This is a genomic window from Kocuria himachalensis, assembly GCF_054784195.1.
Genome location: NZ_BAAGPL010000002.1, coordinates 109,694 through 121,274, shown reverse-complemented (window position 1 = coordinate 121,274; position 11,581 = coordinate 109,694). Strand labels below are relative to the sequence as shown.

At 71.7% G+C, this 11,581-nt stretch carries 4 protein-coding genes; 1 reads left to right on the top strand and 3 read right to left on the bottom strand.

Annotation, left to right across the window (positions count from 1 at the left end; translation table 11 throughout):
* Positions 1–502: 502 nt before the first annotated feature.
* The 3 genes from glgB to ACYVM4_RS01745 form a co-directional block, all read right to left on the bottom strand.
* Complete coding sequence (gene glgB, locus ACYVM4_RS01755; RefSeq protein ID WP_460667452.1) at positions 503–4,441, bottom strand: 1,4-alpha-glucan branching protein GlgB; 3,939 nt, start codon at positions 4,439–4,441, stop codon at positions 503–505.
* A 53-nt stretch (positions 4,442–4,494) separates the two neighbouring features.
* Positions 4,495–6,261: a maltose alpha-D-glucosyltransferase gene (gene treS / locus ACYVM4_RS01750; protein ID WP_368820792.1), complete on the bottom strand. Its 1,767-nt coding sequence runs from the start codon at positions 6,259–6,261 to the stop codon at positions 4,495–4,497.
* 106 nt (positions 6,262–6,367) lie between these two features.
* The gene (locus tag ACYVM4_RS01745) at positions 6,368–8,824 is read right to left on the bottom strand and encodes an alpha-1,4-glucan--maltose-1-phosphate maltosyltransferase (RefSeq protein ID WP_460667451.1); all 2,457 of its coding nucleotides are present in this window, start codon (positions 8,822–8,824) and stop codon (positions 6,368–6,370) included.
* Positions 8,825–8,967: 143 nt separating this feature from the next.
* On the opposite strand from ACYVM4_RS01745, the gene glgP reads away from it, so the two are divergent.
* Positions 8,968–11,565, top strand: a complete 2,598-nt coding sequence (gene glgP / locus ACYVM4_RS01740) for an alpha-glucan family phosphorylase (protein WP_460667450.1) — start codon at positions 8,968–8,970, stop codon at positions 11,563–11,565.
* The last annotated feature ends 16 nt before the right edge of the window (positions 11,566–11,581 follow it).

Below are 11,581 nucleotides of genomic sequence, written 5' to 3'. Positions count from 1 at the left end.
TCAACCGAATAAAACATCCGGTATCAACAAACATGGCACACTATTGAGTTCTCAAACAACAGACCGATCAGCGTGTCTCGCTTGACACCTTGCTGCCGGAGTGCTCTGCAACCTTAGCCCTTCCGGTCGGCCCCGGTCAATCTCAGGTGAACTCTTGGTTACCTGATCGTGACGGCGCCGCCTTCCGGCGAAGCTCACAATCTCCCACCCTAACACTCTTCCGACTCCGCGCAACTCGCTGGTTGCTCGGTGCAGACCGTCCGGTGTGGGATGCCGTCCCGTGGCTCTCCCGGAGGAGTTCCTCGCCGCGACGACTTGGAAGAAGTTACTCCGTTTCCGCGGCCCGTGCAAACCGGCCGCCGGGACCGCCCTGCCGCCGCCCGTCGAGGGGTCTCCCGGGCGCCCCGCGCCGTTGCCGGGGACGGCGGAAGGGCCCGGATCCGAGGATCCGGGCCCTTCCCGTGACTCCGGTCGACACCTCGCGGGCGCCGCCGGGGTCGGATCAGTGCTCGGCCGGCTTGAGGTACAGGACCGCCAGCGGCGGGACGGTCAGCTCGACCGAGGCGGGGTTGCCGTTGTGGGCGCCCTCCGTGGCGGTGACCTTGCCGAGGTTGCCCACGCCGGAGCCGCCGAAGAGCTCGGAGTCCGTGTTGAGCACCTCGACCCACTCCCCCGCCCACGGCAGACCCAGCCGGAAGTTCTCGTGCGGGTTGCCGGCGAAGTTCGCCACGCACACGAGCGGGTTGCCCTGCTCGTCCCAGCGGGTGAAGGAGAGGGTGTTGCGCCCGGCGTCGGCCGCGTCGATCCACTCGAACCCGGCGGGGTTGTTGTCCCGCTCGTACAGCGCGGGGGTCTCGCGGTAGATCCCGTTGAGGGTGCGCACCAGCTCCTGGACGCCCTTGTGCGGCGGGGTCTCGGAGAGCCACCAGTCCAGGCCGTGCTCCTGGGACCACTCCGACTCCTGGGCGTACTCCGTGCCCATGAAGATCAGCTGCTTGCCGGGGTGGGCCCACATGAACGCCAGGTAGGCGCGGACGTTGGCGAGCTGCTGCCACCGGTCGCCCGGCATCTTGCGCAGCAGGGAGCCCTTGCCGTAGACGACCTCGTCGTGGGAGATCGGGAGCAGGAAGTTCTCCGAGAACGCGTAGACCAGCGAGAACGTGAGCTTGTTGTGGTGGTAGTACCGGTTGACCGGGTCCTCCGCCATGTACTCGAGGGTGTCGTTCATCCACCCCATGTTCCACTTGAGCCCGAAGCCCAGCCCGTCGGCGTCGGTCGGCCGGGTCACGCCCGGGTAGGACGTCGACTCCTCGGCGATCATGACGACCCCCGGGGTGCGCTTGTACGCGGTGGCGTTGGCCTCCTTGAGGAACGCGATCGCCTCGAGGTTCTCCCGGCCGCCGTAGACGTTGGGCTCCCACTCCCCCTCGTTGCGCGAGTAGTCGAGGTAGAGCATGGACGCGACCGCGTCCACGCGCAGACCGTCCACGTGGAACTCCTCGAGCCAGTAGGAGGCGTTGGCCACCAGGAAGTTCCGGACCTCGTTGCGGCCGTAGTCGGGGATCAGCGTCCCCCAGTCCTTGTGCTCGCCCCGGCGGGGGTCGGCGTGCTCGTACAGGGGCTCCCCGTCGAAGCGGGCCAGCGCCCACTCGTCCTTCGGGAAGTGGCCCGGGACCCAGTCCACGATCACGCCGATGCCGGCCTGGTGCAGCTTGTCCACGAGGTAGCGGAACTCGTCCGGGCTGCCGAAGCGGGAGGACGGCGCGTAGTAGGACGTCACCTGGTAGCCCCAGGACCCGCCGAACGGGTGCTCCGCCACGGGCATGAACTCCACGTGGGTGAAGCCCTGCCAGGTGAGGTACTCGACGAGCTCCTTCGCGAGGTCCTTGTAGCCGAGGCCCTTGCGCCACGAGCCGATGTGCAGCTCGTAGACGCTCATGGGCGCGTTGTGCGGATCGGTCGCCGCGCGGCGCGCCATCCAGTCGTCGTCCTGGAACTCGTAGTCGGACTCGAAGACGCGGGACGCGGTGGACGGCGGCACCTCGGTGCCGAAAGCCATGGGGTCCGCCTTCTCGCGCCAGCCGCCGTCCCGGCCGAGGATGCGGAACTTGTAGGTGGCGCCGGAGCCCAGGCCCGGTACGAAGATCTCCCACACGCCCGAGGAGCCGAGGGAGCGCATGGCGTGCTCGCTGCCGTCCCAGCCGTTGAAGTCGCCGATGACCCGCACCGCCTGGGCGTTGGGCGCCCACACGGCGAACGCCACGCCGGTGATGTCGCCCATCGCCGAGGGGTAGCGGCGCACGTGCGCGCCGAGGACGGTCCACAGCGTCTCGTGGCGGCCCTCGCCGATGAGGTGGAGGTCCAGCTCGCCGAGGGTCGGCCCGAAGCGGTACGGGTCGTCCAGCCGCTGCGGCTCCAGGTCCCGGTAGGTCACGTCCACGCGGTAGTCGGGGATCCGCCCCGGTTCGTGCGCCGGGACCACGCCCGTGAAGATGCCGCCCCACTCGTGCTCGAGCTCGAAGGTGCCGTCCTGCGTCACGACCGCCACGGCCGTCGCGAACCGGCGCAGCGTGCGCACGGTGACGCTGCCGTCCGGGTTGAGGTGGGCGCCCAGGACGCCGTGCGGGTCGTGGTGACGGCCCTCGGACACCGCGGCCAGCACGTGCTCGGCCACGGGCGCCGGCCCCGCGGGTGCCACGTCGTGTCCGGCCGGGACGGCTCGGGACGTCTGGGCGGGGTCGGATCGGTCCTGCGGAGTGCTGGGGCTCACTGCGTCCTCGATTTCCGTTCCCGCTGCCGCCGGGATGAGCCGCGCGGACCGGGAGCTGTCGTCGTCGTGGTCGGTGCCGGACGCGGGGTCCGCACCGGCGGTATCAGGGTTCACGCTACGCGACCGGAGGCTCACCAGTGAACGGCGAACCGCCGCGGCCGGGACGTCCACCCAGTCGGGGCGGTTGCGCTGCTCGTAGACGACCTCGTACAGGGCCTTGTCCAGCCACAGCGCCAGGAACAGGGGGGAACCGCGGTCCACCGCGTGCCCCGCGCCCTGCTCGTAGCCCGCCAGGAAGGCGTCGCCGGCGCGCCGGCCCCACTCCTCGGCGTCATCCGCGCCGGCACGGGCCCCGAAGGCGGCGGCGTAGTCGAAGGAGCGCAGCATGCCGACCACGTCGCGCAGGGCGACGTCCGGGCGGGTGCGCTCCTCGATGGCGCGCAGGGGCTCCCCCTCGAAGTCCAGGACCTTGAACTGCCCGTCCTCGGTCTGCAGGACCTGACCCAGGTGGTAGTCGCCGTGGATCCGCTGCAGCGGAGGCAGCTCCGGCACGTCGTCGAGGGACGTGATCAGCTGGTCGAGGGCGGCCGCGTGCTCCGAGAACAGGGAGCCGGTCTCGGTGCGGGCCCAGCGCAGGCGCCCTCCGAGGTCGTTCAGGAGACGGGCGCGGGCCGCGTCGTCGGGGGCGTCCGCGCCGAACGCGCGGCCCAGGTCGCGGTGCACGCGCGCGGTCGTGCGGCCCAGTTCCCGGGCCTCCTCGGAGAAGTCCACACCCTGCTCGGCGGCCTGGACGGCCCGTCCCCACGCGTCGGCGGAGCCGGCGAGGAACTCGGTGGCCACGGCCAGCTGGCCCTGCACGGTGCTCAGCCCGGTGCGCCAGCGGGCGTCGAGCCACCCGAAGGTGCTCGGCACCGCGGGGCAGCCGAGCGCGGTGAGCTCGCGGCCCACCTCGACGTCGGGGTTGTCGCCCTCCCCCAGCACCCGGAAGAACTTCACGATCACGGCGTCGGCGTCCGCCCGGCCCGCGGGCGGGGTGAGGATCACCGAGGAGTTCGACTGCTCGCTCGAGATCACACGAACCTGCTCGGACGTCTCGACCGCGTAGGGGACGCGCAGCACGTCGCCGTGCGCACCGGTCACGGTCATCCCGAGGGGGCCGGAGCTGACGGATTCCGCGCGCTGCATGAGCCCGAGGACCGGCCCGACGAAGGCCGGGTCCCCGACCCCGTCGTAGACCCACGGACCGGCCACGGCCTCCTCCGCGCCGGGCAGCGGCAGCCCGGTGCGGTGGGCCACGGCGCGGCCGGCGCGGGCCGCCCGGTCCCGGAGGAAGCGCGCGGCGCGGCGCGGCGTGGCGTTCTCCTCCTGCGGGACGCCCGTCCCGGCCTCCTCGGCCGCGGCCGGTGCCAGCTCCCCGACGAGGAAGCGCTCGGCGCCCTCGAGGGGAGCGGCGCGGAAGCTCAGCGGCACCTGGAGGAGTTCGGTGCGCGCCCCCTCGGAGGCCTCCACCAGGAGGATCCGGGCGCCGGCGCCCTCCTGGTCCGGCAGGGCCAGCTGGGCGACGACCCGCAGCTCCACTCCCGCACCCCCGTCGGCGAAGGGGAACCACCGCTGCCGCGGCAGCCACCGGCGCAGGAGGTCGAGGAGCTCGTCGGGGTGCTGGTCGGTCATAGGATCGGGTCCTTCCGGGACGGGCGTGGAGGTGGCCGGACGCGCGGACGCGCTCAGGACTTGGTCGCGGTGATGATCGGCATGGCCGTGGTCTGCGGGGCCGAGCCGTCGTCGCGGGCGGCCGCCCGCAGACGCAGCCAGAAGAAGTCCTGGCTGCCGAGGGTGATGCGGTACTCCCCGGCCTCGTCCACCTCGCCGAACAGGTCGCCGCCGAAGAGCTCGCGCAGCCCGCGTCCCGCGAACTGCGGCATCCGGATCCGCGCGAAGGCGGGGGTGTGGGCGAGGTTGAACAGGCACAGCACGGTCTCGCCGCGCCCGTCGTCGGTCTCCTCGTCGGGGAGCACGCGCAGGAACGCGAGCACGGAGTCGTGGTCCGTCTCCACGTTGACGTAGGAGCCGAGGCCGAAGGCCGGGTGCGCCTTGCGCACCGCGAGCATCTGGCGCATCCAGTGCAGCAGGGACGACGACGACGCCAGCTGCGCCTCCACGTTGACCTGGTTGTAGTGGTAGACCAGCGACTGCACGACCGGCAGGTACAGCTTGCCCGGGTCCGCCTTGGAGAACCCGGCGTTGCGGTCCGGGGTCCACTGCATCGGGGTGCGGGACGCGTCGCGGTCGTCGAGCCAGATGTTGTCGCCCATCCCGATCTCGTCCCCGTAGTACAGGAACGGGCTCCCCGGCAGGGACAGGAGCAGGGCGTGGATCAGCTCGATCTCGGCCCGCGAGTTGTCCAGCAGGGGTGCCAGCCGGCGGCGGATGCCCACGTTGGCGCGCATGCGGGAGTCAGGGGCGTACCAGCCGAGCATCGCCTGGCGCTCCTCGGTGGTCACCATCTCGAGGGTCAGCTCGTCGTGGTTGCGCAGGAACGTGCCCCACTGGGTGCCGCGCGGGATGTCCGGGGTCTCGTGCATGGTCTCCACGATCGGGCCGGCCTTCTGGTCCCGCAGCGCGTAGAAGATCCGCGGCATGATCGGGAAGTGGAAGCACATGTGGCACTCCGGGCTCTCCTCGCTGCCGAAGTACTCCACCACCTCGTGCGGCATCTGGTTCGCCTCGGCGACCACCACGCGCCCCGGGTACTGGTCGTCGATCATGCGCCGCAGGTCGACCAGGAAGTCGTGGGTGCCGGGGAGGTTCTCGCAGTTGGTCCCCTCCTCCTCGATCAGGTACGGGATCGCGTCGGCCCGGAAGCCGTCGATGCCCATGTCGAGCCAGAACTTCACCACGTCGTGGACGGCCTCCACCACGGCGGGGTTCTCGAAGTTGAGGTCCGGCTGGTGGGAGAAGAACCGGTGCCAGAAGAACTGGCGGCGGATCGGGTCGAACGTCCAGTTCGACTCCTCGGTGTCCACGAAGATGATCCGGGCGTCCTGGTACAGCTCGTCCGTGTCGGACCAGACGTAGAAGTCGCCGTAGGGCCCCTCGGGGTCCTCGCGGGAAGCCTGGAACCACGGGTGCTGGTCGCTCGTGTGGTTGAGCGGGAGGTCGATGATCACCCGCAGGCCGCGGGCGTGCGCCTCGGCCACGAGTCGCTTGAAGTCGCTGATCGTGCCGAACTCGTCGAGCACGGAGTAGTAGTCCGAGATGTCGTAGCCGCCGTCGCGCAGCGGGGACTCGAAGAACGGCGGCAGCCAGAGGCAGTCGATGCCCAGCCACTGCAGGTAGTCGAGCTTGTCGATCAGGCCGGAGAAGTCGCCCGAGCCGTCACCGTTGGCGTCGGAGAACGCCCGGACGAGCACCTCGTAGAACACCGCTTTGCGGAACCAGTCGGGGTCGTGGGAGATGCCGGGGGCGTTGAGCGAGTACGGCGAGATGCTCATGCGGGGGTGCCGCCTTTCGGACAGGTGGGTCGGAGGCCATCGGTGCTGAGGAGGGGCCCTCCCGGGGTGTCGCCCGGGAGGGCCCCGACGGGGAGCGGTCGAGCCCCTACTTCACGTTGCGGCGGACGTGCAGGACGTGCGCGGGGTCGTAGTGCGGGTCCAGGCGCACGTAGTTGTGCGTGCCCCACTTCCACGAGTGCCCGCTGAGCAGGTCGTCCACCCAGAAGCTGCCGTCCTCGTTGAAGTCCGCGTCGTCCAGGTCCAGGGACTCCAGGTCCAGCCACACGGTGCCCTCGCGGACCGCGTGCGGGTCCACGTTGACGACCACGATGACCGTGTCCTTGTAGCTCGAGCCCCCGTGCCGGACGGTCTTCGTCTTCGAGTAGGCGACCAGGGCGTCGTCGGACGTGGACTGCACCGTCAGGTTCTGCAGGTCGCCCAGGGAGGCGTGCCGGCGCCGGATCTCGTTGAGCCGCGTGAGGTACGGGGCCAGGGACTCGCCGCGCTCCTCGGCGCCGGCGAAGTCGCGGGGCCGGTACTGGTACTTCTCGTTGTCGACGTACTCCTCGGCACCCGCCCGCGCCACGTGCTCGTACAGCTCGTAGCCGGCGTAGACGCCCCAGAGGGGCGAGCCGGTGGCGGCCAGGACGGCACGGATCTTGAAGGCCGCGGGACCGCCGAACTGCAGGTACTCGGTGAGGATGTCGGGGGTGTTCACGAAGAAGTTCGGCCGGTACACCGCCGAGGTCTCGTGGCTGATCTCCTCCAGGTACTCCTCGATCTCCTTCTTGGTGTTGCGCCAGGTGAAGTACGAGTAGGACTGCTGGAAGCCGACCCGGGCGAGGCCCTGCATCATGGCGGGGCGGGTGAACGCCTCGGCGAGGAACACGACGTCGGGGTGCTTGGCGTTGACGGTGCCGATCAGCCACTCCCAGAACCACAGGGGCTTGGTGTGCGGGTTGTCGACCCGGAAGATCTTCACGCCGTGGGCGATCCACAGCTCCACGATCCGCAGCACCTCGAGGGACAGGCCCTCGGGGTCGTTGTCGAAGTTGATCGGGTAGATGTCCTGGTACTTCTTCGGCGGGTTCTCCGCGTACGCGATGGAGCCGTCGGCCCGGGTCGTGAACCACTCCGGGTGCGCCGTGACCCACGGGTGGTCCGGGGAGGCCTGCAGGGCGAGGTCCAGGGCCACCTCGAGGCCGAGGTCCGCGGCGCGGGCCACGAATCCGTCGAAGTCCTCGAACGAGCCGAGGTCGGGGTGGATCGCGTCGTGCCCGCCCTCGGCGGCGCCGATGGCCCACGGGGACCCCGGGTCCTGCGGACCGGCCACCAGCGTGTTGTTGGGGCCCTTGCGGTGGGCGTGGCCGATCGGGTGGATCGGGGGCAGGTAGATGACGTCGAAGCCCATGGCGGCGACGCGGTCGAGGCTCTCCGCGGCGGTCCGGAAGGTGCCGGAGGTCCACGTGCCGGACTCGGCGTCGAAGACGGCGCCCTCGGAGCGGGGGAAGAACTCGTACCAGGACCCACGGCCGGCGGCGGCGCGCTCGACCTTCAGCGGGTAGCGGCGGCTCTCGGTCACGAGGTCCCGCACGGGCCGCTCGGCGACCACGGCCAGGACCTCGGCGGAGGTGCCGGCCTCGAGCCGGTGCTCGGCGGGCAGCTCGCCGTTGCCGAGCGTGCGCGAGACCGAGCGGAACAGCTCGGCGTCGGAGTCCGGGCGGCCCGGCTCCGCGGCGGCGCGGTCGAAGAGCACGACGCCCTCCGCCATCATGAGGTCGACGTCCTGGCCGACGCCCAGCTTGATCTCGGCGGCGTGGCGCCACGTCTCGAACAGGTCGCCCCAGCCCTCGACGGCGAAGGTCCAGGCGCCCTCGGCGGTCGGCGTCAGCCACGCCTCGTAGCGGTCCGTGCCGGGAGTGGTGAGGCGCATCGGCACGCGCTCGGCCTCCGCGCCCTGCGGGTCGTACAGCACCGCGGTCACGCCCAGGGCGTCGTGGCCCTCGCGGAACACGGTGGCGCCCACCCGGATCGACTCGCCCGGCACGGCCTTGGCCGGGAAGCGCCCGCCCTCGACCACGGGGCTGACGCCGACGACCGGGATCCGGCCGTAGACCAGGTCCTCGCGGGAGAACGCCGAGCCGGCGGCCTTCCGGCGGGTGGTCGTCGCCTTCCGGGGCGTGGTGGTCTTCCTGGCGGTGGCAGTCCTCGTGGTGCCGGCCTTGGCGGCCGGAGCCTTGGCGGCCGCGGGCGCCTTCGTGGCGGCGGTCCTGGTCGTCGAGGTCCGCTTGGCACGCGGCTTGGGCTCCGCCGCGGGGACGACGGCGATGCCGGGCTCGTCGGCCACGGGCGCCGGGGCCGCCGCGTCCGGGGTCTTCCGGGCGGTGGACGCTCGGCGCCGGGCCGGCGCCTTCTTCGCGGGCTGCTCGGCCGGCGCCGCGGGGGCACCGGTCCCGGCGGCGGGAAGGGCGGGTGTCGTCGAGGGGTCGGGGGCGGGCGCGCCGGCCGGGCTCGAGGCCGGGTCGGACGGGGGCGGCGTGTTGGCTTGGCTCACCTGGACCACGTTAGCGACAAACCCGGCGATCGTTAAGCCCGCTGTCGAACCGTGGGACGGTGTCGCGGCGCCGGTGGGGCGGCCCGGCGCGCCGTGGGACGGGTGGGCCGTGGCGCCGCCCTCCGCCGCCGCGGCACCGGTAGTCTGACGGCGTGAAGGCAATCCGTAGATTCACCGTGCGCACCGTGCTGCCGGAGTCCATCGCCCCTCTGAGCCGACTTGCGAGGAACCTCCGCTGGTCCTGGCACCGGCCCACCGAACAGTTGTTCGCCGAGCTGAACCCGCAGGCCTGGGACGCGGTCCACGGGGACCCCGTCAAGCTCCTCGGCTCCCTCACCCGCGAGGAGATCCAGCAGATCGCCCAGGACCCCGCCACGGTGCGCCGGATCGAGGAGCTGGACGCCGACCTCGAGCGCTACCTCACCGACGACCTGTGGTACCAGAAGACCCAGACGGGGGACGCCCCGAGGGCCATCGCCTACTTCTCCGCCGAGTACGGCGTCACCTCCGTGCTCCCCCAGTACTCGGGCGGGCTCGGGATCCTCGCCGGCGACCACCTCAAGAGCGCCTCGGACCTCGGCGTGCCGGTGGTGGGGGTCGGCCTCTTCTACCAGCACGGCTACTTCAAGCAGTCCCTGTCCCGCGACGCGTGGCAGCAGGAGTCCTACCCCGTGCTCGACCCGGACGGCATGCCGCTGGCCCTGCTGCGGGAGGAGGACGGGAGCCCCGTCCGCATCACCCTGCCCCTGCCCAACGGCCGTTCCCTGTCCGCCCACGTCTGGCGGGCCGACGTCGGCCGCGTCCCCCTGCTGCTGCTCGACTCGGACATCCCGGACAACGACGACCACGCCCGCAACGTCACGGACCGCCTCTACGGCGGCGGCGGCGACCACCGGCTCCAGCAGGAGCTGCTCCTCGGGATGGGCGGGATCCGGGCGCTGCGGGCCTTCTCCCGACTGACCGGGGCACCCGCCCCGGAGGTCTTCCACTGCAACGAGGGCCACGCCGGGTTCCTGGGCGTCGAGCGGATCGCGGAGCTCATGGACCCGGCGGACGGGACCGAGCCGATGACGTGGGACGAGGCCCTGACCGCGGTGCGCTCGGCCACCGTGTTCACGACCCACACCCCGGTGCCCGCGGGCATCGACCGGTTCGAGCAGGCGCAGATCGAGCACTTCCTCAACGCGGGCCTCGCCCCGTCCGTGCCCACGGCCAAGGTCCTGTCCCTGGGCGCCGAGGACTACGACGGCGGCGACCCCGCCAAGTTCAACATGGCGGTCATGGGCCTGCGCCTGGCCCAGCGCGCCAACGGGGTGGCCAAGCTGCACGGCGTGGTCTCCCGGGGCATGTTCCAGGGACTGTGGCCGGGCTTCGACGTCGACGAGGTGCCGATCGGCTCGATCACCAACGGCGTGCACGTGATGACGTGGATCGACCCGCGCATGGCGGAACTGGCCCTCGACCCGATGGGCTCCGACCTCAACCGGGCCGCGCGGTGGCGCCGGATCTACGGCGCCGACGACGCCGAGCTGTGGTCCGTCCGCCGGGAGCTGCGGACCCGGCTGGTGGAGGACGTCCGGGCGCGGCTGCGAGCGTCGTGGAAGAAGCGCGGTCTCGCCGACGCCGAGCTGGGCTGGACCGACACGGTCCTCGACCCGGGCGTGCTCACGATCGGCTTCGCCCGCCGGGTGCCCACCTACAAGCGGCTCACGCTCATGCTGAGGGACCCGCAGCGGCTCAAGCGGATCCTGCTGGACCCGGAGCACCCCGTGCAGCTCGTGGTCGCCGGGAAGTCGCACCCGGCCGACGAGCAGGGCAAGCGCCTGATCCAGGACCTCGTGCGCTTCACGGACGACCCGGAGGTGCGCCACCGGATCGTGTTCCTCCCCAACTACGACATCGCGATGGCCCGGACCCTCTTCCCGGGCTGCGACGTGTGGCTGAACAACCCGCTGCGCCCGCTCGAGGCGTGCGGCACGTCCGGGATGAAGGCCGCCCTCAACGGCGGGCTGAACCTCTCGGTGCTCGACGGCTGGTGGGACGAGATGTACGACGGGCAGAACGGCTGGGCCATCCCGACCGCCGACGAGGGCGCGCACCCGGACGAGCGCGACGACATCGAGGCCGCCGCGCTCTACGAGCTCATCGAGAACCACGTGGCCCCGCGGTTCTACGGCGAGACGGCGGAGGGCTCGGACCCGAACACCGACGGCGTGCCGCACCAGTGGCTGGCCATGGTCAAGCACACCCTGGCGACACTGGGCCCGCAGGTCTCCGCCAAGCGCATGCTCGAGGACTACGTGCGGCACCTCTACGTGCCGGCCGCGGTCTCCGGCCGCCGGGCCGCGCTGGACGGCCACGCGGCCGCCCGGGCGAAGTCCCGGTGGGTCGGGCGCGTGCGCCAGGGGTGGGACCAGGTGGCGGTCGAGCACGTGGACGCCGAGGGCGTGGCCCAGGAGCCGCAGATCGGCGACGAGCTCACGGTGTGCGCGTACCTCTCGCTCGGCTCCCTGAGCCCCGACGACGTGTGCGCGGAGATCGGGTACGGCCGGGTCTCGGAGACGGACCACATCCACGAGCGCAAGTACGCGGGCCTGAGCCCGGTCGACGACCTGGGCGGCGGCCGGCACAAGTTCTGCGGGAGCATCACCGTGGACCGCTCGGGACCGTTCGGCTACACCGTGCGGGTGCTGCCCGCCCACCCCGAGCTCGCCGACAAGGCGGAGCTGGGCCTGGTGACCAACGCCTGAGCCGGCGCGGCACAGG